Raw genomic sequence first — 22,348 nt, 5'->3', positions numbered from 1 at the left:
TCATTGAGTCCATTCAGGGATTTAAGGATGACGGCAGGCGCGGCCGGATCTTTAGCCGGATGTTGCTGGTGGAGCGCCAAACCTGGTCGCAAGCCCCGGCACAGCAAGGGTGTAGCCGTCGCCGGATATGTGCGCGTCGCAATCGTCCTGCCGTGCTTTCAACCAGCCGGTAGTCTATTCGCACCTTCCGGGAGAACCTCGATGATCCGACGCGCGTGTTTGGCCGCCTTGCTGACCCTGTCTGTGTCGAGCGCCTTTGGCGCCTCGACCTACGATCACTTGTATGCCTTTGGCGACAGCTACTCCGACAATGGCGCGGGCGACGCGCTCACCACAAGGCTTGCCGCGCAGAAGGTCAAGGACGCCCAGGCACTGCCAGGCCCGCTGTACTGGAAGGGCCGCTGGAGCAACGGCCCGACCGCCGTTGAAGGCTTGGCCCAGGCATTAAAAACACCGCTGACCGACTACGCGGTGGGCGGCGCCAAAAGTGGCCACGGCAACTACTACACGTGGATGATGCCGACCCAGGACACCGGCGTGCTGGGCCAGGTTACCGAGCATTTGCAGGCCGCAAAGTCTCACAAGGCCGATCCCAAGGCGCTGTATTTCATTTTCATCTCGGCCAACGATTTTTTCGAATGGGCCGACTTCTCCCATCCTGAAACCATCGAAGCCCTGAGCGAATCCAGCCTGGCCAACATCCGCACTGCCACCGAGCAACTGGTGGCAGCGGGGGCCAGGCACGTGATGGTGGTGGGCACCACGGACCTCAGCCATGTGCCTGCAGTGGTGCAGGGCAACCAGATCGACAACGCCAAGCACTACCAGCAGTTGCTCGCACAGAAGCTGCCGGCCGCGTTGGCGCAGATCGGCGGGGCGAAGGTCACTTACTTCGACCATTTGGCGTTCAGCGACGCGCTACGCGCCAATCCCCCAGCCAATGGGTTCACGGATATGGACACGCCATGCCAGCCCACCTACCCCGACGTGAAACCGGCGTGCGCCAACCCCGATAGCCATTACTACTGGGACGAATGGCACCCCACCCGCAAGGTCCACGCCCTGGCGGCAAAGGCCATGCTCAAGGCGTTGCCTTAGCCAGCGGCCACCGCCGCTTCAATGGCGGCGATGTCGATCTTCTTCATGGTCATCATCGCGTCAAAGGCGCGCTTGGCGACGGCCGGGTCGGGGTGGGTGACCGCGTCGGTCAGCACGCGCGGTGAGATCTGCCACGACACCCCCCATTTGTCCTTGCACCAGCCGCAGGCGCTTTCCTGGCCGCCGTTGCCGACGATGGCGTTCCAGTAACGATCCGTCTCGGCTTGGTCATCAGTGGCAACCTGGAATGAAAACGCCTCGGTATGGGGGAAGATCGGCCCACCGTTGAGGCCAATGCAATGGATGCCCAACACGGTGAAGTCCACGGTCAACACGTCGCCTTGTTTGCCGGACGGGTAATCACCGGGCGCCAGGTGCACGGCGTTCACCTTGCTGTCGGGGAAGGTCATGGCGTAGAAGGTGGCGGCCTCCAGGGCGGTGCCGTTGTACCAGAGGCAGAGGGTGTTCTTGCTTTTCATGATCGGTCTCCACAGGAAAAGGGCCGTGTAGAGTCTAGACGGCCAGTTGCTGCTCGATGGCCCCCTTGTCGATAACCGACCACACGTGGACAAATTTACCGTCCACCACTTCGTAGAACACATTTTCGTCGAACGTCACCGTGCGCCCATTGATCGGCAGCCCGAAGAACTCGCCCCTGGGCGTCACAGTGAAATTCAGGCGGCTGGCAACCGTCGGCGGATCGGCCACCAGCAGCTGGATCCGGAACACCAGGTCCGGTATCTCGCGAAAATCCCGTTCCAGCATGGCACGGTAGCCGGCAAGGCCGACTCGTTCGGCGTTGTAGGTTACGTCCGGGTGCACGAAATCACCCAGGTGCTCCCAATCCTGACGGTTCAGGCAGTCGATATAGCCTTGGTAAAAGGCGGCGAGTTCGTTTCTAGTCATGTCTCAAGCCCTGCGTGCCATCAACAACACCGTCGCCGCCGCCGACAACAACCCCGCGCAGCACCGATTGAAAATCCGCTTGCCCCGCGGCTCGGCAAACCAGCGCCGCATATGCAGGCCCATATAGGCGTAGGCGCTGATGGCGATCCACTCCAGCACCAGGAACATCGCGCCGAGCAGCGCGAATTGCGGGGTGATGGGCTCGCCGGGCACCACGAATTGCGGCAGGAAGGCGGTGAAGATCAGGATTGCCTTCGGATTGCCCGCCGCCACTAAGAACTCCTGCCGCGCCAACGCCCACAATCCCACCTTGGCCGTCGTGGACTGCGCCTCTGCCTCCGGATTAGCCCGCCACAACTGAAACGCCAGATAAAACAGATACGCCGCGCCCAGGATCTTGATCCCATAGAACAACAACTCAGACGTTTGCAGCACCACTGCCAAACCCGCAGAGGCGAGGGCGATCATGCCGGCGAAGGCCAGCAAGCGGCCAATACCGGCCAGGCATGAGGTGCGGTAGCCGTAGCGGGTGGAGTTGCTGACGGACAGCAGGTTGTTCGGGCCTGGCGCCATGTTCAGGGCGAAGCAGGCGGGGAGGAAAAGGGCGAGGGTGGCGAGGTCCATGGCGGCTCCGGGTTCGCGGGGGCGGGGAGGTGTGAGGATAAGGGGAGTGGAGGTCGTTGGACAGCCTCAGTCGTTCGTGTTGTGAGCCATCGCGGCGTTTGCGCCATCAGCGGCCATCTGTTCAGCACTGCGCATCCCGTCAATCCTTAAGACCGGAGCCGTCTGCTGTGACAGCCACGCCTCATGCCACGCCCGGTTGCGGCCCGAGAAATCCGGCTCGTCATACTGCGAAGCCCATTCCCGAAAGCCCACGTGTATTGCGTGCATATCACCACCGGGTGCGATCCGCTCGCCAAAACGCGCCTTCTCGCGGGCAGCCAGGCGTTCGAGGCGAACGGGCGTGGGTGTGACCACAAAGACAATCAGGTCGGCATCAGCAATCAGCGCATCGCCCCAGACCATGCAGGAACCACTCAGCACCCAGCCGTCGTCACCGCATGCTTGCTGCATCAATGACACGCGCTCAGCGGGAGGTCGCTTGGTTGTGAAGGGAGGGTTTGTGGGCATCCAGTAAAAGTCATCGACGTCGACTTGTCGTAGACCCAGCCGTATGGCGAGGTTGTGACCCAGCGTGGTGACGCCTGCGCAGGATGCACCTGTGATGTAGATCCGCATTTTTCCTCCATGAATACACGCCGGGTCCCAGGTCAGGGAGATGTCCTGCCCAGGCAGTTCAGGGCAAAGGTGTCGGGGTGACGGTGTACCAACCCGAAGGGGTTTTGGCACACACCTGCGGCCTGAGCGGTGTTTCAACCGTGTTGTTGCCCTGAACGGAGAGTTGGCGAACGGCAATCACGCAACCTGCCTTGAATGTGCTGATTTTGACCATCTGCAGTTCCATTTCATAGTCTTTGCCGGGCTCGGGGACGAGTGTGACAGGCGCGGGAAAGCAGGACATTTGTGAACCGCCCATGGCGAACCCTGCAATAAAGGGTTTACCCGCCGCAATAACGTGCTCGTCAAACACTTTGGGCGACTGGTTGATGGCTTTGCTCGCCTTGCTGGCAGGCATGCCAATCACGCTGTTCTGGCTGTCGGTGGCTCTGAAAGGGTAGAGGCCCGCCGAGTCGATATGCGCTTTTTGCCATCCGGCTTCTTCAGGTGTTTTGGTCAGCAGGGACCCGTTGTAAAACGCTTCGCAGGTCTGGCCACTGAGGAATCCCGCATTGGTGGTGTCACCCGTGATCAGGCGGATTCGGGCCGAGTTGGCCGGGTCGTATTGGCTGATCTGCGCTTCGTTGCGCACGTCGGTTTTGGTGGTGGCGCAGCCGATAAGCGTCAAGCTGAGCGCCAGGGGAAAGAGAGAACGCATGGGTAACCTTCATATCCTGTGAGGGTGGGGCTTGAGGGGGAGACCTATTGATCAGCGTTCCAAACCGCCAGTTCATAGCCATCCGGATCGGTGAAGTGGAACCTGCGTCCACCCGGGAACGAAAATGTTTCGCGGGTGATGACCGCACCCAGGGCTTTGAGTCGCTGCTGCGTGGCATCGAGGTCATCCGCGTACAAAATAACTAACGGGCCACCCGGCCGAACCGGCTCCCCCGTGGTGAACCCGCCAGTCAGACGCCCATCGCTGAACTCGGTATAGGTGGGGCCGTAATCGACAAACGTCCAACCGAACGCGCCGCCGTAGAAGGTTTTGCTGCGGGCAATATCGCTGACGTTGAATTCGATGTTGTCGATTTGCCGGTCTTTACCTTGAGTGCTCATGCTTGCCTCCCTGGCTGATCTTTTCGAGCGGCGAGTGTAGCGTGAACGTCCGCCTGCATGAAGACGGCAATCATGCCTATGATGCAGTCGACTACAGAATTGATCGGAGTGGACAGCGTGCTGAACATTGGAATCCTGGGCGTCGGTGAACTGACGGAAAAGGTGGTGATCGGCCTGCGGCGCAGCGGCTTTGGCGAGCGGGTGCTGCTGTCCCCGCGCAACCACGAACGTGCGCAGCAACTCAGTGCGCAATGGGACTGCGAGGTGATGGCTGACAATCAACAGGTGGTCGATGGGGCGGATTTGTTGGTGCTGGGCGTGCGCCCGGAGGTGGTCGGTCAGCTCTGCGATGAAGTGCAGCTCAGACCTGAGCAAACGCTGGTATCGCTGGTGGCGGGATTGCCGCTGGCCGAGTTGCAACGCCGGTTCCCGCAGGCGCGTGTGGTGCGCGCCATGCTGTCCTATGCTGCCCAGATCAACCAGACAACCGTGGTCGTCACACCAGGCGGCGAACCCCATGCAACGCTGCTGGGCGCGCTTGGATCATTGGTTGTGTTGGATCAGGAAGAGGCGTTCGAACTGGCCACCGTCGCGGCTTGCATGAACGGCTGGTTCTATTTCTTCCTGAGTGATCTTCAGCAGTGGTTCACCGATAAAGGCCTGTCCAAGGATCAGGCCGCCCAACTGGTGATGGGCAACCTGCAAGACTGCCTGGCCAGCGCCCGCCATCAGCCAACGGCCAGTCTCGAAGCGTTGGGTATGGCCATTGCCACGCCCGGCACCTTTACGGCGGCCGGGCTGGAGGTGCTCAGGAATAACCGAGCGTCCCAGGCATGGACAGAGGCGGCTGATGAAGTGCTTGAACGCCTGCACGAGCCGCTGCCGACAGGCTTGGCGAAGGAACAGTGAGCGGGGATGAAGCATCGCGCGAGCGTCGCTTCATCCCCGTTCTAATTACCCCGCGACAGCCGGCACGGGTGTGTTGAGCAATTGCTGCTCCCACAGGTACGCAATGCCGCTACCCGCGGCATGCTGCTGAAGCACCTCCGTCAGTGCGCCCGCTGTTTCGCTGCGCGCCCAGTCGCGCTGCCATTCTGCGGCAATCGCCAGCCAGGTCATCATGTTCGCGCCGGCCGCAATCATGCGCTGGATCGCTACCTGATGGGCCTCGACGGAAACAGCGCCCGAGGCGTCGGTGATCACGGTCACGTCCCAGCCTTCGCCGAGGGCTTGGATCACCGGCATGGCCACGCAGATTTCAGTCCACAGGCCCGCGATGACCAGTTGCTTGCGGCCAGTGGCTTTTACCGCGTCCACCACGGCCTGATCTTCCCAGGTGTTGATGAACGTGCGGTCGATGACGGTTTGGCCGGGGAACACATCGGTGATTTGCGGGAAGATGAAACCGCCACGTTCGGCGATTACGCTGGTCAGGATGGTGGGTACGTTGAAGGCCTTGGCGGCTTTGGCCAGCGCCGTGGCATTGTTGACCACCATCTGCGGCTCATGGCTGTTCAGGTTGGTGAGTTGGTAAGGCTGATGGTCAATCAGAACGAGTACCGAATCTTCCGGGCGAAGCAGCGAGTCAATGCCGTTACGAAAAGTCATTCATACATCCTTTGTTGTCGTTGTGAGCGGGATCAGCTATCAAGCAGTGCGCAGGTGGGCGCATTGCTTGTGGACAGCACTGTGCTTTTCCCACACTCAATGCGGTAGTCGCGTGCAGTGGTTAACTGTGTCGCTCAAAGGGGAACACTGATTTGGATATCGAAGAACTTCAGACCTTCGTGGCGGTTGCCGATGCGGGGGGCGTTTCGCCTGCTGCGGTGAGGCTTGGCGTGTCCAAGTCAATCGTCAGTCGCAGGCTGGCGCGCCTGGAAGCAGAACTTGGCGTGCAGTTGCTGGCCCGGTCTACGCGCGGGGCCGCACTGACTGAGGCTGGCGCCACGTTCCGCGACTATGCCGCCAGGGTCTGTGCGGAAATAGACGTTGCCAGGGAAGCGATCCTGCCCGCCGGCGCGTTGCGAGGTCGCTTGCGAGTGGCAGCGCCGCTGTCTTTCGGCCCCACCCATTTCGCCCCCGTGCTGGCAGAAATGGCTCGACGACACCCGCAACTGCATATCCAGACCTGCTACAGCGATCGCTTTGTTGATCTCATCGCAGAGGGTTACGACTGTGCAATACGGGTCGGCTACCTGCAGGACTCCAACCTGATTGCACGCTGCATTGGCCCCATCAAGGGCAAACTGGTTGCGAGTCCGGGCTATATCAAAGCCCATGGTGCCCCGCAGAAGCCGGAGGAACTGATCGCCCATCAAGCCTTGATGCAGAGCACCGAAGCCTGGCAATTTCTGGATGGCGACAAGGTCGTTGCAGTGCGTCCCCAGGGGCGCTTCAAGGCGGACAGCGGTGTGGCGTTGGTGGCTGCCGCCGTAGCCGGGCTGGGGGTCGCGTACCTGCCCGATTGCCTCACCCATGACAGCCTGGCCAGCGGTGCGCTGGTGCCGATCATGACGGCGTATCCACCCCCTTCTGCGGGTGCCTACATGGTCCGTCCTGCAGGTCAGCATCCGGCCCAGAAGATTCGGGTTCTCACCGAACTTTTGATCGAGTATTTCGGTACGTCTCCGCACTTTGCGGGTGACGTCGCCAGGTGACAACGCTGGCGCCAGGCGTGGTTTACAGCCGATGGTGCTCCAGCAAAAAGTCCACAAACACGCGGATCCGCGCCGGCATGCTCGCACCGCCGACAAACACCACGTGGATCGGCTCCCTGTCGCCGGGGTTCCAGGCTTCCAGCAGGCGCACCAGGTCACCGCGTTGCAGGTCCTCTGCCACCGTGAATTCGCCGATGCGTGCGATACCGGCGCCCAGTCGCGCCAGTTGCGCGAGCGCCTCGCCACTGCTGCATTCGATATTGCCGTTGATCTTCAGCGAAAACTCGCGGCCATTACGGGCGAAGGGCCAGTCGGATTGGGCACGGCGGAAGTTGAAGCGCAGGCAGTTGTGCCGTAGCAAGTCGTTCGGTTCCAGCGGTGTGCCGTGTTGCTGGAGGTACGCAGGCGACGCCACCAGTGCCTGGCCGGTGTCACCGATGCGGCGCGCTGTCAGCGGGCTGTCTGGCAGGTCGCCAAAGCGGATCGCCACGTCCGCTTGGCCGCCGAGGATGTCGACCACTTCGTCGCCCAAGGTCAAATCCACCACAATGTTCGGGTAGCGGGCGCTGAATGCCGCCACCAAGGGCACGATGGCCATGCGACCGTGGCCCAGGGCCGCACTGACCCGCAACCGGCCTTTGGGGGCGCCCTGGTCGGCGATGGCCTCTTCGACTTCGTCCATGTCGGCCAGGATGCGCCGGGCGCCGCGAAGGTACACCTCGCCTTCGGCCGTAAAGGCTAGGGCGCGGGTCGTGCGAATCAGCAGGCGGGTGCCCAGGCGCTGTTCCGTGCGTGCGATGACGCGGCTGACGGCCGAAGGCGTCAGGCGTAACGCCCGCGCCGCCGCCGACAGGCTGCCTTCCTGCGCCACCATCGCGAATACCGCCATCTCGCCCGACCTGCCGTTGAAATCCATTTTTGCCTCGTGCGCAAAGGTGATTGCCAATTAAACGGTCTCGTGCCGTTAAAGCGTTGATCGTAGCATTTGCGGCATAAATGAGGAGTCTTCCATGCGTATCAATCCACCCCTTGTAGCCCTTGCCGTCGGTGCCTTTGGCATTGGTGTCACTGAGTTCGCGCCCATGGGCATGTTGCCCACCATCGCCAATGACCTTGGCGTGTCCATTCCCACCGCAGGGCTGTTGGTCAGCGCCTATGCCCTGGGGGTATTGCTCGGCGCGCCCCTGATGATCTTGACCACCGGCAAGATTCCCCGGCGCTACCTGCTGGTGGGGCTCATGGCCATTTTCACCCTGGGTAACGTGATGTCGGCGCTTGCCACCGGCTATTACGACCTGTTGATCGCCCGCGTCATCACTTCGCTTAACCACGGCGCGTTTTTTGGCGTCGGCTCCATCGTCGCCGCCAGCGTGGTCGCGCCGGACAAGCGCGCCGGAGCCGTCGCCGCAATGTTTATGGGCCTGACCCTGGCGACCATTGGCGGTGTGCCGCTGGCGACCTGGTTTGGTGAGCTGCTTGGCTGGCGTACGGCGTTCTGGGGCATTGGCGGGTTGGGCCTGGTGACCATGGTCGCGCTGTGGTTCGCGCTGCCTAACCTACCACTGCCGAAAAGCGACGGTGTGCTGGCCGAAATCAAGGTGTTGGGGCGTGGTTCGGTACTGGCGGCGCTGGCCCTGACCGTGGTGGGTTCGGGGGCGATGTTCACCGTGTTTACCTATATCGCGCCGATCCTGAGCAATGAGACCCACGCGTCTACCCCCTTTATCACGGCCATGCTGGTGCTGTTTGGCGTCGGGCTGACCCTGGGCAATATGTGGGGCGGCAAGGCGGCAGACCGTTCGATCGACCGGACCCTGATAGTCTCGCTGAGCGCACTGATCCTGGTCCTGCTGGCCTTTGCGTTCTTGATGCGTTGGCCGATTCCGGCTGCGGTGAGCATCCTTATCTGGGGTATCGCCAGCTTCGCCGTCGTGCCGCCGTTGCAGATGCGCGTGATGGAAGCGGCCAAGGATGCGCCGAACCTGGCCTCGGCCGTAAACATCGGCGCCTTCAACTTCGGTAACGCGATTGGCGCAGCAGTAGGTGGTGCAGTGATCAACGCAGGGCTGGGCTACCCGGCGATTTCCCTGGCCGGCGCCGCGATGGCGGGCTTGGGGCTGCTGATGGTCTTGAGCTTTGCCTGGAGTTCCAGAACCCGCATGGCTGCGGCGGTTTAGGAAATCGAGTATCGTTAGCCGCCTCAGCTGCCAGCCTGTTGCAGGCGCAGCATACGATCGATGGTTCAGGGAAGACGGGCATGGCACTCAGGGTGATGGTGATCGGCGGCTACGGCAATTTCGGCAGTATCGTGTGCCGACATCTGGCGGTAGCACCGGGCATTGAGCTGGTGATCTCGGGCCGTGATCCACACAAGTTGCAGCGCAAGCTCGACGCGTTGAACGCGCAGCCCGGCACGGCGTGCGAAGGCTGGTGTGGCGATGCCATGGGGGCCGGATTCGCGGGTGTTTTACAGTCCGAGCGCATCCAGTTAGTGATTCATACCGGCGGCCCGTTCCAGGGGCAGTCCTATGCGGTTGCCCTGAGCTGCATCGAGGCGGGTGTTAACTACTGCGACCTGTCCGACTGCCGCACCTTCGTCAATGGCGTGGGCGTGCTGGATGCGCAGGCCAAGCAGGCGGGCGTGGCCATCCTCAGTGGTTGCAGTTCGGTGCCGACATTGTCATCTGCGCTCATCGACCAGTACCGGTCGCGTTTTACGCGCATCGACTCGATCGAGCATGGCATTTCCTCTTCGGCCAAGATGCCGGGCCTGTCGACGATCGAAGGGGTGCTGGCCTACGCGGGCAAACCGATCAAGCAACTCAGGAATGGCCAGGTACACGAAGTGCTGGGTTGGCAGGATCTGACGCTGCGCAAAATGCCTGGACTGGGCACGCGAGTGCTGGCCAATGTGGACGTGCCGGACATGGATATTTTCGCCAGCCGCTACGGCGCCCACACCTTGCGCTTCAAGGCGGGCGCGGGGCTCAAACTGGGTGGCGTCGCCAACGGGTTGCTGGCCCAGGCTCGGCGGCTGGGGATCGTGCGTGACCCTGTCACTTGGGCCGCGCGGCTGCATCGGTTGGGCACTTGGTTTGAACGGTTTGGCGATGGTAAAAGCGCGATGTACATCGATGTGCAGGGCGTGGGGGCTGACGGCCAGCCTTTGTCACTGGCCGTGCAATTGACGGCCTTGAATGACAAAGGCCCGGAAATCCCCAGCTGCGCTGCTGTTGCGCTGGCTGTCAAGATCGCCCAGGGCTACCGGCCTGAACCCGGCGCGCGACCGTGCGTCGGTGAGATTACCGTCGACGAGTACATGGCCGCCATCAACGACCCGGCGAACCTGAGTCTCTCTGTACGGTTCTCGGACTAGCGCACCACGCTACCGCGCACAACGCCACCCCGGCCACGTAGAGCGACACAGGGTTGAATGCCTCCCTGAGCATCGCCGGGCTGACAATCGCCACATCCACCAGCAGCCCCGACAGCGCCGCCGCAGCCACTGCAACGGGCCAGACACTGCGCGGTGAAAGCACGATCCATAGCGCCAGGACGATCTCCCCAATTCCGGCCAGCGTGGCGAACAGCTGCACCTGTTCGATGCCATGCGCCTCAATCATTACCCGCTCGCCCTGGCTTAGCCACAGCAGCTTCGGCACCAGCCCATGGTAGGCAAACATGAACGCCAGCCCGAATCGGGCGATCCAGTTGATGCGCACCAAGGGAGTCATAGCGGTGCCTTCAAGAAACGCTGCTCATGGTCTGGATGCGGCAACAGGCACGTGTCGTACCGCCCGAAAATCCGATAGCGATTGCGTGCGATACGGTCGTAAGCCCAATCCCGCAGCCCGCGCGGGATGATGCGCAACAACAGCAATGGCCGCCACGCGGCAGGCAGTTGCGCAATGATTTCGAACACGGCGTCCGAACGCACCCAGTAGTGGTGGTTACGAATGACCGCCAGGGTGTCGAACTGATCCAGGGGCAATCCCGCCCAGGCCAGCAACGCCTGGCCCTCGGGGGATTGCACCGCCGCCAAGCGTATGCGTTGTTGGCGGTCATGACGGATCAGGAACCTCGCCCAACCATTGCACAACTTGCACACGCCATCGAACAGCACCACGGTTTCGCCAGGTTTGAGCAACGGCGCGGGGGAAGGGCGGGTTTGGGATACGGGCATCAGGGTGGGTCCAATCGGGCCGGTTTAGCCTGGATCATACCTGCGTTCAGCGGCTTCCACCCTCGCTCCGTTTACCTTGACAGCAAGGGCGTGGTGCTTTTGTCCTCCGGCCCCACGTCATGCAAGGAAATCCTCGACGTCTCCGGCAACGCCAACCCACCTGCCAACGCCAGCAACGCCACGGCAATCAGGTAGAACGCCGGTGATAGATTGCTGCCCGTGGTGCTGATCAACCAGGTCGCCATCAACGGCGCGGTGCCGCCGAAGATCGTGTAGGCCAGGTTGTAGGTGATCGCCGAGGCGGTGTAGCGCGTGCGGGTCGGAAAGGTTTCCGACAGCAAGGCGGCCGTGACCACGCCACACAGCACGGCCCCTACCGCCAGCAGCATCACGCCGACGATGGAGGCCGCGAACGAGCCGGAGCTGGCCATCAGGAACGACGGATACACCACCACCATCAACAACACACAGGCGGTCATCACGGTGACACGACGGCCGACTCGATCCGAATACAACCCCGCCAGTGGGCAGATCGCCGCCGCGAAGATCAACGCAATCAGCGACACTAGCAACGCCATCGCCCGACTCAAGCCGCCGGCCACTTGCAGGTAGGTCGCGAAGTAAGTGGTGAACATATAAAACGACAGCGCCGTCAGTGACACAAAAGCGCCCAGGCAGCAGATCGCCGCACCATGGTTGCGCAGGGTTTCCTTGAGCGGGGAGTGGGCCACGGTGTGCTCCTCTTTCACCGCCTGGAAAGCGGGCGTCTCGTCCAGCTTCCAGCGCAGGTAAAGCCCCACCAATCCCAGCGGCGCGGCGATCAGGAATGGCAGGCGCCAGCCCCAACTGCCCATGGCCTCGGCGGACAACGACGCTTCCAGCGCATACGCCACCACCGCGGCGGCGGCGAAGGCGGAAAACGTCGACACCGGCACGAAGCTGCCGTACCACGCGCGTTTGTCACTGGGCGCGTGCTCCATCAGATAGGCACAGGCCCCGGCGTATTCGCCCCCGGCAGAGAAACCCTGGGCGCAGCGGATCAGCGACAACAGAATCGGCGCCGCTACGCCGATAGCGGCGTAGGTGGGGAGCAGGCCGATCAGCGTAGTGGCGCCGGCCATCAACAGGATCGTCATGGCCAGCGTACGTTTGCGGCCGATGCGGTCACCGAGCATGCCGAAGAAAATCCCGCCCAGGGGGCGGAAGGCAAACGCCACGGCAAACACGGCGAAGGTCTTGAGCAACGCGGCGCTGGCATCGCCGCTGGGGAAGAATTGCTGCGCGATGGTGGTGGCGAGGAAACCGTAGACGGCGAAGTCGAACCACTCGACAAAGTTACCGATGCCGGCGGCGATAATGACCTTTCGCAAAGTCTGAGGGCTGACCTGTTCGGTGGATGGGCTCGTCATGGGGGGAGGCCTCGGGATAGGTGCGGGGATGACTGATTATCGGGGCAGGCTGTTGGGCGACGGGGCTCAAAAGAGTCGTCCGCGTAGTCAGCAGCGACTTGCTGGAGGTGGTGAAGGCAGGATTTGGGCCAGGTGAGGCGGGGCGCTTGTGCGCAACTGTCGTTAAGACTTTAACAATGGTTTACATCGCCGAATCGATGATGCCGGTATGGTTTGTGGCTACTGGCAAAACATGATGAGTAACCCATGCAGTCGAGCGACAATCTGTTGAATCCGGAGCTGATCAACATCCGGCGGCTGTTCACAACGCCCTTGGCCAGCATCCAATACCCCAATGCAGACACGCTCAACGCTGAGCTCAAAGCGCTGGTCACACAGCGCATGGCGCAGGACCAGTCTGGTGCCCAGCGCAGCAACGATGGCGGTTGGCAGTCCGCGAACGATTTTCAGGCATGGGGTGGGGATGCCTGCAGCGCGTTGGTGGCGTTCGCTACGCGGTTTGCCACTGAGCTGACCGCCGTTCATCACGAAGGCTTCGGACTAACTGAGCCCGGTTTCGAGTGGAAACTCAACGCGTGGGCCAATGTGAACGAGGCGGGCCACAGCAATGCGCTGCATGGGCACCCTGGCGCATTTTGGTCGGGTGTTTACTGGGTCGATGCGGGGGGGCGTGAAGAGGACGCCACCGTCGGCGGCGATCTGGAATTCGTCGATCCACGGGGCATGGTCGCCTCGACCTACAATCCCGCCTTGCGCATGCGGGTCGAGGATTGCCTGACTGCCGGTTTCAGCAGCATCTGTGTCGCCAGCAGCGGGACATTGATCATGTTTCCGTCCTGGTTGATGCACTCGGTACGACGCTTTGAGGGCGCGCGGCCACGGATCTCGATCGCGTTCAATTTTGGGGTGTGAGCGGCGCACGGGCTGCACCCATAACTTCTCGAATCACTGGCGCAAGTATCCGGATGCCTTCATCAATCTGCTGCACGGTAAGCCCGGCATAGCCGAGTATCAGGCTTGCCGGTCGTTCACCCTGCGTAGTGAACAGGGGGGATAGCGGATAAACACCGATCCCGCGCTCAAGCGCCATCGCCTGCAATGCGTGTTCATCCCGAGCGTGCAGGTCGGGCAACAATAAGACGCCATGCAACCCGGCGGCCATACCCTCCAGTTTTCCCAGACCCGGCAGGTGGCGGTCGACGGCGTCCAGCAGGGCCTTTCGACGGCCTTCGTTGTCGCGGCGCAAGCGTCGTAGGTGGCGCTCGTAGGCGCCGCTGTCGATCAACGAGGCCAGCACGTTTTGCTCCCAACGGGGTTCGTTGCGATCGGTCAACCGCTTGGCCTCGCGAAACACGCCTACCAGTTCGCGCGGCAGCACCAGGTAACCGAGCCTCAACTGGGGTGAAAGTGCTTTGGAAAAGGTGCCGACATAGATCACGCGCGCCTCGGCATCCATCGATTGCAAGGCGTCGATGGGACGCTGGCCGTAACGGAACTCGCCACCGTAATCGTCCTCGATGATCCACGCGCGATGGCGGTTTGCCCAGTTGAGCAGTTCGACGCGTCGCGCGATGGACAGCACGGCGCCGATCGGGAATTGGTGCGACGGGGTGACGTAGGCCAACCGCGCGCGCGGGTTATCCGGCAACAGCTGTGCCTGCAAACCGGAGGCGTCCACAGGGATGGGCAATGCCGTTGCGCCGGTCGCCTCGAAGCAATAGCGGGCCATGCGGTAGCCGGGATCTTCGAAGATGAAGGCGTCGTCAGGGTTGAGCAGCAAGCGGGCACACAGGTCGAGCCCTTGCTGGGAGCCGTGCACCACCACTATCTGCTCGGCATCGCAGGTCAAGCCACGGGCGCGGCGCAGATAGCCTTGCAACGCCTGGCGCAAAGCGGCTTCGCCTTGGGCTTGGCCGTAAGACCGGGTGGGTTGGCGCTTGGTCAGTTCGGCACGATAGGCGCGGTTCCAGCCCAGTGACGGAAAGTCCCGCGATGCGACTGCTCCGTATCGAAAGTCGATGTGCGCGGAGGGCGAGGCCATGTGATAGGGCGTGAGGGCGGCAACCCGCTGCCCATAACGCGACAGTGCCGGTGGCGGGCTCTTCGGGGACACCAGGGCAACGACAGGGCGCGCAACGGCAACGGCTGCAACCCTGGCGGCCTTGCCCACGGCGGTCACCACAAACCCTTCGGCAGCCAATTGCTCGTAGGCGGCGGTGACCGTGGTGCGCGAGACCCCTAGCGTCTGCGCCATGGCACGGGTGGAGGGCAGCTTGGCGTCGGGCACCAGGGTGCCGTCCTCTATCTGCGCTCGCAGCTGGGTGTAGAGGCGGCGTTCCGCGCCGCGCCTGGGGTTCGACAACTGGCCCATGGAAAAAACCTCAAAACTGGTACTTTTTGCGGTGCCGGTGATGCGCGAGATTATGACGTCTCTTCGCTGCGAAATGAATGCACACCATGGAACTTGAGCTGACAACCACGACGATTCTGGTGACCTTTGCCGGGGTCTTTTTGATCTGCTTTATGAAAGGCGCCTTCGGCGGCGGCTTTGCCATCGTCGGAATTCCGCTGCTGTCGCTGGTGATGGATCCGATCACTGCTGGCGGCTTGCTGGCGCCGTTGTTCATCGCCATGGACCTGTTCGGCCTGCGCTATTGGAAGCCGTCAACCTGGTCAAAGCCAGACCTCAAGGTATTGGTGCCTGGGTTGGTGGTCGGAATTGGCGTTGGCTACCTGCTTTTTCGCGTGCTGGATCACCGAGCGATAGCCATCGTGATGGCAGCGGTCACGCTGGTGTTTGTCGGCCTGTGGTTCAAGGCCGGGGGCAGCGTCAGTGTGAAGCCGCGTTCAACACCGAAGGCCTTGGCCGCCGGGGTCACCTCGGGAATCACCACCATGGTTGCGCATTCCGGTGGGCCACCGTTGGCGATGTATCTGCTGCCGCTTGGCCTGAGCAAACAGCTTTACGCCGGGACCACCAGCCTGTTTTTCACCGTGGGCAATGTGCTCAAGGCGATTCCCTGGTTGATCCTTGCCAGGCCGACCGGCAACGTGTTGGGCCTGGCACTTATCTGTCTGTTCGCCGTGCCCAGTGGCGTGTGGCTGGGCTGGCGGCTGCATGCGCGGTTGGATCAGCGCCAACTCTATCGCGCCTGCTATGGCTTGCTGATCGTCACCGCGCTGAAGCTGCTGTGGGATGGGATTGGCGGCTACTGGGCCTAGGGGTGGAACCTGCGTCCCAACGCATCCAACCGCACCGCAATCGGCGGTAGCTGCTCACTGCTGCGCGCCAGGGTTTCCACATCGTTGGCGGTGCTTTGCGCAATGCTCTGCACCGACTGCAACCGCCCGACAATCTCCAGGTTAGCGGTGGTCTGCTCGCGGGTGGTGGTCACGATCCGGCCGTTCAGGTCGTCGATGTGCGCAATGTCGTTGCCCACGGCGCGCAGCATGTCGACGGCGACCTGGCTGTCTTCCACGCAACGCTCCACGCCTTGGCGGCTGTCGTGCATGGCTTCGACGGCCTGGCGGCTGCCGTGTTGCAGGCCTTCGATGATGGTTTTGATTTCCTGGGTGGACACCGCCGTGCGCTGCGCCAGGCTGCGCACTTCGTCGGCGACCACGGCGAAGCCACGGCCTTGCTCGCCGGCGCGGGCGGCTTCGATGGCGGCGTTGAGGGCGAGCAGGTTGGTCTGGTTGGCGATGCTGTTGATCACTTCAAGCACGCTGCCGATCTGCTCGGCTTGCACGGCCAGGCCCTGCACGGTTTCATGGGTGCCGTTGAGGCGCGAGGCCAACTGGGTGATTTCCTGTTGGGCACGGCTGACGCTTTCCTGGCCGCGCAGGATCTGTTGGCTGGCCTTGCCGGCGTGATCCACCGCTTGCTCGACGTGCACGGCGATGTGGCCCATGGCGTCTTCCATGCGCTGCATCGAGCCGGTCATCTGGGTGATTTCCGCCAACTGGTGCCGTGCGCCTTTTTCCAGGGTGCCGCTGGCGCTGGCCAGTGCCTGGCCGAGTTGGCCGAGGCCGTGGGAGTCGCGGGCGACACCGTCGATCAGGTGGGTGATCTGTTGCAGGAAGTGGTCGAAACGCTTGGCCAGGGACACATGCACCTTGCCGTCACCTTGGGTGGTCTGCGCGCTGAATTGGGAGGTGACCGCGAGCATCTTCTCCAGCATTTCCTGGCTTTCGACCGCTTCAGCCTGGCTGTGTACGGCCAGGTAGAGCAGGGCGACGGTTTCCATCACCACGTAGAACGCGTGGACGAACACCATGGTCCAGCCGCCGTGATGTTCCATCACAAACACCGGGAAGCCTTGGTGTTGCAGGGCATGGAACACCACGTGATGCACGGCGATGGTGGCGGCCGCGACCAGGATCGGCAGCCAGTCACGATAAAACGTCAGCACCGCCAACAGCGCGAAAATCCCGAAGTGCGATTCGATCACGCCCTGGGCCTGGTTGATGTGCAGCGCCGCCATCACCATGAGGCCTGCGCCGAGGGCGCAGCGCATCACGCGGGTGCCGCCTATGGCACGGTACAGCGCCGTGAGCACCACGCTGGTGCCGCCGCCGATTATGGCGGCTTGCATCAAGGTGTCGTGCCAGAAGGCCAAGCCCAGGGAAAACAGAAACATCAGCCAGATCAACGCCAGCATGATGCGGTCGGCTTTGCGGTAGTGCTCGAAAAAACGCGCGCGGGTGGGCATTCACACTTACTCCCTGTGGTCTGGCCGAATCAAAGTGAGGGCAGGGTGGAGCGAATCAGGTGTTTTTGGTTTTTATAGGATTCAGTGATGCCAAACGGTTATCGGCTTGCGGGGGAGGGACTTGAGGAACGGCTACCCGGGCGGGTAGCCGTTGATCGGATCGCGATCAGAAGCTGTATTTGGCAGTCAGCATCATGTTGCGGGGCGTGCCGTAGGAATCACCGCCATAGCTCACGGAGTTGGAGATGGACTGGTAGTAGCGACGGTCAAAGATGTTGTTGGCGTTGAGTTGCAGGTCAAGGTGCTGGTTGACCTGGTAACCGGCCATCAGGTCGGTGACGGCGTAGGCGCCTTGCTTGAGGCGGTAGGTGCTGCCGTCCGCGACTTTGAAGTCGTTGTACATGCGGCTCTGCCAGGAGACGTTGCCGCCCACGCGGAGTTTTTCCAGGGCGCCCTGGAAGTGGTAGTTAGTGGTCAGTTTGAACAGGTGTTCCGGGGTGTCGGTGTCGAACTGCTGGTTGACGTTCTGCGGGTTGGCTTGATCCTTGATGGTGTGGGTACGCGCGTAGGTGTAGCCACCGCCGACCTGCCAGTTCTCGGTCAGGGCGCCTTGCAGTTCAAAGTCGATACCCTGGCTGCGGATTTCGCCTGAGGCTTCGGAGCAGCTGGCCTGCGGACAGTTAGGCACGACCACATCCACCGCGCGATTCTCCTGGTCGACGCGGAACAGCGCCACGCTCGCATTCAGCGCACCGCCGAGGTATTCGCCCTTGATGCCCACTTCATAGTTCTTGCCGACAATCGGCTTGACGGGGTTGCCGGAGGTGTCCTTGGCGCTTTGCGGCGTAAAGATATCGCTGTAGCTGACATACACCGAGTGATGGTCGTCCAGGTCGTAGATCAGGCCGGCGTAGCGGGTGAGGTTACGCGTGACCTTGTAGTCGCCGGAGTTGTCGGCGCCGCCGTGGGCATCGTAGTCATACCAGTCCAGGCGCCCGCCGAGGATCAGCTTCAACGGGTCGGCCAGGTTCAGGCGCGTGGTGATATAGACACCATCCTGGGTGGTCACGTTACGCTTGTTGGTGGTGTGGACGAAGTCCGGTTTGCCTGCCGTGAGCGGCCAGTTGAGGTTGTAGGGGCTGTAGTTGTGGGTGGTCATGTCGTAGATGCGTCGGCTGCCGCCCACGACCAGTTCATGGGTACGTCCGAACGCTTGGAAGGGGCCGCTGGCAAAGGCGTCGACACCTGCCTGGTTTTCATCGTAGGCCGCCTGGTAGACGGTGCGTGCCAGCGTGTTATTGACCCAGCGTGACTGGTAGGAGCCGGAGAACAATGCGTTCTGTTCGGCGTAGTTGGCGTTGACTTGCAGTTTCCAGTCGTTGGCCAGTTGCTGGCGCAGTTCAGCGAATACCGTGTTGACTTCCTGGTCTTTGTTCTCCCAGTCAGTGCCTGGATTGTAGGACCGTGGCAGGTTCAGGTGATGACCATCCTGGCCGACCATCGACGAACCCCAGAAATAGTTGGTCTTGTCTTTCTGGTTCGAGAAACCGAGCGTCAGGGTGGTGTCTTCGCTCAGGTCGGCTTCGGTGACGGCATAGAACAGGCCGTGATATTCCTCGGCATTGTCGATGAAACTATTGGCATCGCGGTAGGAGGTGACGACCCGGCCGCGCCAGGTGCCACTGTCGTTGAGGGGGCTGGAGGCGTCGAGTTCGCCACGGTAGTCGTCCCAACTGCCGGCGGCGCCGGTGAGGGTGACTTTTTGTTCGTCCAGTGGCCGCTTGCGTACCAGGTTGATGGCCGCCGAAGGGTTACCCGCGCCGGTTATCAGGCCAGTGGCGCCGCGCACGATCTCGACGCGATCGAACATCGCCAGGTTCGGCTGAGAGCCTACGGAGACGCCGTTATAGCCGGTGGGGATGCCGTCGTACATCAGGTTGTCGATGTCGAAACCGCGGGACGTATAGGACTGCCGGCCAGGACCGCTGGAGAAGTTGAGGAACAGACCGGGTGTGGCTTTGACCACATCATTGATGCTGGTCATCGCCTGGTCATCCATGCGTTGGCGCGTAATGACGGTAACGGCCTGCGGGGTTTCACGCATGGTCAACGGCAGCTTGGTCGCGGTTTTCATCGCGCCGGTGGTGTAGGACTGCGTGCCTTCGGTGGTTTCGCCCAGTTGCGCTTCGCCGGAGATTTGCGTGGCCCCCAGTTCAAGGGTAGCGGCGGGTGCCTGGGTCTCGGCGGCAAAGGCCGCAGGTGAACTTGCAAGACAGACCGCCAACGCCATCAGACTGGGTGAAAAACCTTTGCCGCCGTGTTGTTGCACAGACATGGAACTGACTCTCCCCGAATGCCGTCCCTGGCGAATAATAAAGGTGTTGATAATTATTCGCATCAGTGTGGCAGATTGAACGTGTGGGAAAAAGCCTTAAAAGAGAATTGGTTAATGATTTTTTCACATCTAGAGGCGCGGCGTTTTGCCACTAACTACGAGTATGGGCGCACACATTGGCCGTGCGCCCAAAGCATGTGTTGGGTTGACTCAACTGTAAAAACCAGCCCAAGCCCAGGTCCAATCCAGGCTTGCCGCAACCACTTCGGCCAGCATGTGCAGCAGGATGGGCACCAGCAAACCACCACTGACAATTCGCACCCATGCAAACAGGCAGCCCACGACAAAGATCAGTGCCAGGGTGGTCCAACTGTCGTACTGGGTATGGATGATGGCGAACAACAGCGAAGTAGCGACCACCGCTATCCATTTCCAGATCACGCTGCGCTGGTAGGGAAACAGGCGCAGCAGGTAGTGACGAATCATCAACTCTTCGGCAATGGCCGGAAGGATCAGCAAGGAGGCCAATTTGAACAGAATCTGTCCCTGCGTCAGGCCACTCAGCAGGTCCGCCATAAACGCTTCTCGCGGCTGCCCCATCACAATGACGAGCAACCCGCTGAGCAAATAGGCGCCGATAAGGCCTATGGCGCCGAGACGTAATGTCTGACGGATGTGGTGACCGTAAAACGTTGCGGACAGGTTTTTTCGGTGTTGCACAACGAACAGGGCGGACAGCAATAACGCGATCGGGCCACTGGTGATGGCAAACATGAGGTAGCTCTGCATCGCTGGCGGCACCAGCAGGAATCCGGGTACCGGGGCCAGCACAAAGATCAGTGCCGCCAGTACGAACATCCCGAGGCGTTTAAAGAAGCGGAACTGCGCTAGGAGATCTGAGGGGAGGGTGGTGTCAGGGGTAGCAAGAACTAGCGTCACAATCGCTCCATGAGTGCGGGAAAAAGGGCATTTTGCCATCAACTTGACGAAAGGACGCACCTGTTATTTACCGGCACCTGCTTATGGGGTCTCGCCTTGTGGAATCGCCACCCGACTGGTCGCCTTGACTTCCCTCAGCGCCAGACTCGACTGAATCGACGCAATCCCCAACTGCCGTCGCAACACGCTCTCGACAAACTCGCTGTAGCTGTCCAGGTCTTGCGCGAGGACCTGCAACAGGTAATCCGCATCCCCGGTGATCTTGTGGCAGGACAGCACCTGCGGCAGCTCCTTCACCACGGCTTCAAACGCATCCGGCGCGTGATCGGTGTGGATCGCGAAACGCACATGGACGAACGCCATGATGTCCAGTCCGAGCATCTTGCGGTCGAGGTTGGCCTGGTAATCCTTGATCACGCCTTCTTCCTCCAGGCGTTTGCGCCGACGCCAGCAGGGGGTGAGACTCAGTGACAGGCGTTCGCTCAACTGCGCGTTGGAAATACTGGCGTCTTCCTGCAACAAAGCGAGGATGGCGAGATCGGTGTCATCAAGAGCGACCTGTCTGGTTTTATTTTTCATAATTGTGCGCCACAGAGGTAAATATTCCCGATAAAGCTAACAGTGCCGTAAGTAAAAGCAAAGAAAACCCCAGGTTGCCAGAACAAAATAGACCCTGTCTTTTACTGGCGGATGCCCACCCATGTTGACTGTTTTTAGCGAAGCCCACCGTTTGCACCACGGCACTGAACTGAAGGACGGCGTGCTCAAACCTTCATTCGAACAACCGAGCCGCGCCGACACGGTGCGTGACCGCGTCAGGCAGGTGGGCCTGGGCGATATCGTCACACCGCGCCGCTTCGATCGGGCCTGTTACGTCAATGCCCACAGCGAGCGCTACGTAGCGTTCCTCGAAACCGCCTGGGCCGAATGGACCGCCATTGGCCGCAGCCATGACGCGTTGCCCCTGGTGTGGCCGGTGCGTGACTTGGCGAACCATCAAGTCCCGGAGTTCATCGACGGCAAGCTTGGTTTCTACGCGATGGACGCCGGCTCGCCGATTACCCGCACCACCTGGGAGGCGGTCAAAACCAGCGCGGACATCGCCTTGACCGGCCTGGCGCTGATCGACGAGGGCCATCACAGCGCCTTCGCCCTGTGCCGCCCGCCGGGCCATCACGCAGCCCGCGAATACATGGGCGGTTATTGCTACCTCAACAACGCCGCGATTGCCGCCGAGCAAGCCATTACCCAAGGCGCCAAGCGCGTGGCGATACTGGATGTGGATTTCCACCACGGCAACGGCACGCAGAACATTTTCTACGACCGCCCAGACGTGCTGTTCATCTCCCTGCATGGCGACCCGGCAGTCTCTTACCCGTACTTTTCCGGTGCGGCCAGTGAACGCGGTGCGGGCGCTGGGGAGGGCTTCAACCTGAATTATCCGTTGCCGAAAAACACCACCTGGGCGCACTACCAAATCGCCTTGATCAATGCGTGCCAGCAACTGCGCGACTTCGCGCCCGAGGTGCTGGTGATCTCCCTGGGGGTCGACACCTTCAAGGACGACCCCATCAGCCACTTCCTCCTCGACAGCCAGGACTTCCTCGGCATGGGCGAAATCATTGCCAGCCTCGGCGTGCCCACCCTGTTCGTGATGGAAGGCGGCTACATGGTCGATGAAATCGGCATCAACGCCGTCAACGTGCTGCACGGTTTCGAAAGCAATACCCGATAACAACAACCCGTCGACTTTTCTTCTGCCAAAACTCAAA

Annotated in this window: 24 protein-coding genes; 8 read left to right on the top strand and 16 right to left on the bottom strand. The window is 61.5% G+C overall.

All coding sequences use genetic code 11. From position 1 onward, the window contains the following. The first annotated feature begins 201 nt into the window (after positions 1-201). Complete coding sequence (locus tag H096_RS02270) at positions 202-1,098, top strand: SGNH/GDSL hydrolase family protein (RefSeq protein WP_033896559.1); 897 nt, start codon at positions 202-204, stop codon at positions 1,096-1,098. Here H096_RS02270 and H096_RS02265 read toward each other — a convergent pair. The 6 genes from H096_RS02265 to H096_RS02240 all read right to left on the bottom strand — a co-directional run bounded on the left by H096_RS02265 (position 1,095) and on the right by H096_RS02240 (position 4,341). Next, a complete protein-coding gene (locus tag H096_RS02265; protein ID WP_033896558.1) occupies positions 1,095-1,577 on the bottom strand; it encodes a VOC family protein in 483 nt (160 codons plus the stop codon). The two genes, H096_RS02270 and H096_RS02265, sit on opposite strands and share 4 nt — an antisense overlap. Positions 1,578-1,611: 34 nt before the next feature. Next, positions 1,612-2,004: an ester cyclase gene (locus H096_RS02260; RefSeq protein ID WP_033896557.1), complete on the bottom strand. Its 393-nt coding sequence runs from the start codon at positions 2,002-2,004 to the stop codon at positions 1,612-1,614. 3 nt (positions 2,005-2,007) lie between these two features. Next, positions 2,008-2,628: a LysE family translocator gene (locus tag H096_RS02255; RefSeq protein WP_033896556.1), complete on the bottom strand. Its 621-nt coding sequence runs from the start codon at positions 2,626-2,628 to the stop codon at positions 2,008-2,010. Positions 2,629-2,694: 66 nt separating this feature from the next. Next, positions 2,695-3,243 carry an adenylate kinase gene (locus tag H096_RS02250; protein WP_033896553.1) on the bottom strand — a complete coding sequence of 183 codons (549 nt, stop codon included), beginning with the start codon at positions 3,241-3,243 and terminating at the stop codon, positions 2,695-2,697. Between the two features lie 58 nt (positions 3,244-3,301). Beyond that, entirely contained in the window at positions 3,302-3,910 is a 609-nt protein-coding gene (locus tag H096_RS02245) for a hypothetical protein (RefSeq protein WP_241495474.1), read from the bottom strand. A 74-nt stretch (positions 3,911-3,984) separates the two neighbouring features. Further along, positions 3,985-4,341: a VOC family protein gene (locus H096_RS02240; protein ID WP_033896551.1), complete on the bottom strand. Its 357-nt coding sequence runs from the start codon at positions 4,339-4,341 to the stop codon at positions 3,985-3,987. A 117-nt stretch (positions 4,342-4,458) separates the two neighbouring features. On the opposite strand from H096_RS02240, the gene H096_RS02235 reads away from it, so the two are divergent. Next, positions 4,459-5,250: an NAD(P)-binding domain-containing protein gene (locus tag H096_RS02235; RefSeq protein WP_033896640.1), complete on the top strand. Its 792-nt coding sequence runs from the start codon at positions 4,459-4,461 to the stop codon at positions 5,248-5,250. 45 nt (positions 5,251-5,295) lie between these two features. Here H096_RS02235 and H096_RS02230 read toward each other — a convergent pair whose 3' ends face one another. Further along, a complete protein-coding gene (locus tag H096_RS02230) occupies positions 5,296-5,949 on the bottom strand; it encodes a hydrolase (protein ID WP_033896550.1) in 654 nt (217 codons plus the stop codon). Positions 5,950-6,101: 152 nt separating this feature from the next. On the opposite strand from H096_RS02230, the gene H096_RS02225 reads away from it, so the two are divergent. Continuing rightward, positions 6,102-6,998, top strand: a complete 897-nt coding sequence (locus tag H096_RS02225; protein ID WP_033896549.1) for a LysR family transcriptional regulator — start codon at positions 6,102-6,104, stop codon at positions 6,996-6,998. Positions 6,999-7,020: 22 nt separating this feature from the next. On the opposite strand, the gene H096_RS02220 is transcribed toward H096_RS02225, so the two are convergent. Beyond that, complete coding sequence (locus H096_RS02220) at positions 7,021-7,914, bottom strand: LysR family transcriptional regulator (protein WP_033896548.1); 894 nt, start codon at positions 7,912-7,914, stop codon at positions 7,021-7,023. A gap of 94 nt (positions 7,915-8,008) precedes the next feature. On the opposite strand from H096_RS02220, the gene H096_RS02215 reads away from it, so the two are divergent. After that, complete coding sequence (locus H096_RS02215) at positions 8,009-9,175, top strand: MFS transporter (protein ID WP_033896547.1); 1,167 nt, start codon at positions 8,009-8,011, stop codon at positions 9,173-9,175. Between the two features lie 80 nt (positions 9,176-9,255). Next, positions 9,256-10,374, top strand: coding sequence for a saccharopine dehydrogenase NADP-binding domain-containing protein (locus tag H096_RS02210; protein WP_033896546.1), 1,119 nt, complete (start codon positions 9,256-9,258; stop codon positions 10,372-10,374). Here H096_RS02210 and H096_RS02205 read toward each other — a convergent pair. The 3 genes from H096_RS02205 to H096_RS02195 all read right to left on the bottom strand — a co-directional run bounded on the left by H096_RS02205 (position 10,328) and on the right by H096_RS02195 (position 12,590). Then, positions 10,328-10,732 (bottom strand): DoxX-like family protein, encoded by a 405-nt coding sequence (locus tag H096_RS02205; RefSeq protein WP_033896545.1) that lies wholly within the window; start codon positions 10,730-10,732, stop codon positions 10,328-10,330. The two genes, H096_RS02210 and H096_RS02205, sit on opposite strands and share 47 nt — an antisense overlap. Further along, positions 10,729-11,181, bottom strand: a complete 453-nt coding sequence (locus H096_RS02200; protein WP_033896544.1) for a thiol-disulfide oxidoreductase DCC family protein — start codon at positions 11,179-11,181, stop codon at positions 10,729-10,731. Before H096_RS02200 ends, H096_RS02205 begins: the two co-directional genes overlap by 4 nt. 71 nt (positions 11,182-11,252) lie before the next feature. After that, positions 11,253-12,590, bottom strand: a complete 1,338-nt coding sequence (locus tag H096_RS02195) for an MFS transporter (protein ID WP_033896543.1) — start codon at positions 12,588-12,590, stop codon at positions 11,253-11,255. A gap of 246 nt (positions 12,591-12,836) precedes the next feature. Between H096_RS02195 and H096_RS02190 the strand changes: the two genes are divergently transcribed. After that, positions 12,837-13,502, top strand: coding sequence for a TIGR02466 family protein (locus H096_RS02190; protein ID WP_033896542.1), 666 nt, complete (start codon positions 12,837-12,839; stop codon positions 13,500-13,502). Here the strand turns inward: H096_RS02190 and H096_RS02185 are convergent. After that, complete coding sequence (locus H096_RS02185) at positions 13,486-14,961, bottom strand: PLP-dependent aminotransferase family protein (RefSeq protein ID WP_033896541.1); 1,476 nt, start codon at positions 14,959-14,961, stop codon at positions 13,486-13,488. The two genes, H096_RS02190 and H096_RS02185, sit on opposite strands and share 17 nt — an antisense overlap. Before the next feature lie 86 nt (positions 14,962-15,047). Between H096_RS02185 and H096_RS02180 the strand changes: the two genes are divergently transcribed. Then, the gene (locus tag H096_RS02180) at positions 15,048-15,812 is read left to right on the top strand and encodes a sulfite exporter TauE/SafE family protein (protein WP_156487824.1); all 765 of its coding nucleotides are present in this window, start codon (positions 15,048-15,050) and stop codon (positions 15,810-15,812) included. Here H096_RS02180 and H096_RS34705 read toward each other — a convergent pair. From H096_RS34705 to H096_RS02160, 4 genes are all read right to left on the bottom strand, one after another. After that, complete coding sequence (locus H096_RS34705) at positions 15,809-17,302, bottom strand: methyl-accepting chemotaxis protein (RefSeq protein ID WP_033896539.1); 1,494 nt, start codon at positions 17,300-17,302, stop codon at positions 15,809-15,811. The genes H096_RS02180 and H096_RS34705 overlap by 4 nt on opposite strands. 166 nt (positions 17,303-17,468) lie before the next feature. Next, positions 17,469-19,637: a TonB-dependent siderophore receptor gene (locus tag H096_RS02170; protein ID WP_033896538.1), complete on the bottom strand. Its 2,169-nt coding sequence runs from the start codon at positions 19,635-19,637 to the stop codon at positions 17,469-17,471. Positions 19,638-19,847: 210 nt separating this feature from the next. Continuing rightward, positions 19,848-20,576 (bottom strand): type II CAAX endopeptidase family protein, encoded by a 729-nt coding sequence (locus tag H096_RS02165; protein ID WP_051421935.1) that lies wholly within the window; start codon positions 20,574-20,576, stop codon positions 19,848-19,850. A gap of 81 nt (positions 20,577-20,657) precedes the next feature. Then, on the bottom strand, positions 20,658-21,155 hold the full coding sequence (locus H096_RS02160) for an Lrp/AsnC family transcriptional regulator (RefSeq protein ID WP_033896536.1): 498 nt from the start codon (positions 21,153-21,155) through the stop codon (positions 20,658-20,660). Positions 21,156-21,276: 121 nt separating this feature from the next. Between H096_RS02160 and H096_RS02155 the strand changes: the two genes are divergently transcribed. Then, a complete protein-coding gene (locus tag H096_RS02155; RefSeq protein ID WP_033896535.1) occupies positions 21,277-22,311 on the top strand; it encodes a histone deacetylase family protein in 1,035 nt (344 codons plus the stop codon). Positions 22,312-22,348 lie beyond the last annotated feature (37 nt).

It is taken from the genome of Pseudomonas sp. FH1 (assembly GCF_000510895.2).
GTDB lineage: Bacteria > Pseudomonadota > Gammaproteobacteria > Pseudomonadales > Pseudomonadaceae > Aquipseudomonas > Aquipseudomonas azotoformans_A.
This window is presented reverse-complemented; position numbering and strand designations above follow the sequence as displayed.

Bases quoted from the DNA above. Each gene is read 5' to 3' on its own strand.
- H096_RS02270 (WP_033896559.1), top strand. From the start codon at position 202: ATGATCCGACGCGCGTGTTTGGCCGCCTTGCTGACCCTGTCTGTGTCG.
- H096_RS02265 (WP_033896558.1), bottom strand. From the start codon at position 1,577: ATGAAAAGCAAGAACACCCTCTGCCTCTGGTACAACGGCACCGCCCTG.
- H096_RS02260 (WP_033896557.1), bottom strand. From the start codon at position 2,004: ATGACTAGAAACGAACTCGCCGCCTTTTACCAAGGCTATATCGACTGC.
- H096_RS02255 (WP_033896556.1), bottom strand. From the start codon at position 2,628: ATGGACCTCGCCACCCTCGCCCTTTTCCTCCCCGCCTGCTTCGCCCTG.
- H096_RS02250 (WP_033896553.1), bottom strand. From the start codon at position 3,243: ATGCGGATCTACATCACAGGTGCATCCTGCGCAGGCGTCACCACGCTG.
- H096_RS02240 (WP_033896551.1), bottom strand. From the start codon at position 4,341: ATGAGCACTCAAGGTAAAGACCGGCAAATCGACAACATCGAATTCAAC.
- H096_RS02230 (WP_033896550.1), bottom strand. From the start codon at position 5,949: ATGACTTTTCGTAACGGCATTGACTCGCTGCTTCGCCCGGAAGATTCG.
- H096_RS02220 (WP_033896548.1), bottom strand. From the start codon at position 7,914: ATGGATTTCAACGGCAGGTCGGGCGAGATGGCGGTATTCGCGATGGTG.
- H096_RS02215 (WP_033896547.1), top strand. From the start codon at position 8,009: ATGCGTATCAATCCACCCCTTGTAGCCCTTGCCGTCGGTGCCTTTGGC.
- H096_RS02210 (WP_033896546.1), top strand. From the start codon at position 9,256: ATGGCACTCAGGGTGATGGTGATCGGCGGCTACGGCAATTTCGGCAGT.
- H096_RS02205 (WP_033896545.1), bottom strand. From the start codon at position 10,732: ATGACTCCCTTGGTGCGCATCAACTGGATCGCCCGATTCGGGCTGGCG.
- H096_RS02200 (WP_033896544.1), bottom strand. From the start codon at position 11,181: ATGCCCGTATCCCAAACCCGCCCTTCCCCCGCGCCGTTGCTCAAACCT.
- H096_RS02195 (WP_033896543.1), bottom strand. From the start codon at position 12,590: ATGACGAGCCCATCCACCGAACAGGTCAGCCCTCAGACTTTGCGAAAG.
- H096_RS02190 (WP_033896542.1), top strand. From the start codon at position 12,837: ATGCAGTCGAGCGACAATCTGTTGAATCCGGAGCTGATCAACATCCGG.
- H096_RS02185 (WP_033896541.1), bottom strand. From the start codon at position 14,961: ATGGGCCAGTTGTCGAACCCCAGGCGCGGCGCGGAACGCCGCCTCTAC.
- H096_RS02180 (WP_156487824.1), top strand. From the start codon at position 15,048: ATGGAACTTGAGCTGACAACCACGACGATTCTGGTGACCTTTGCCGGG.
- H096_RS34705 (WP_033896539.1), bottom strand. From the start codon at position 17,302: ATGCCCACCCGCGCGCGTTTTTTCGAGCACTACCGCAAAGCCGACCGC.
- H096_RS02170 (WP_033896538.1), bottom strand. From the start codon at position 19,637: ATGTCTGTGCAACAACACGGCGGCAAAGGTTTTTCACCCAGTCTGATG.
- H096_RS02160 (WP_033896536.1), bottom strand. From the start codon at position 21,155: ATGAAAAATAAAACCAGACAGGTCGCTCTTGATGACACCGATCTCGCC.
- H096_RS02155 (WP_033896535.1), top strand. From the start codon at position 21,277: ATGTTGACTGTTTTTAGCGAAGCCCACCGTTTGCACCACGGCACTGAA.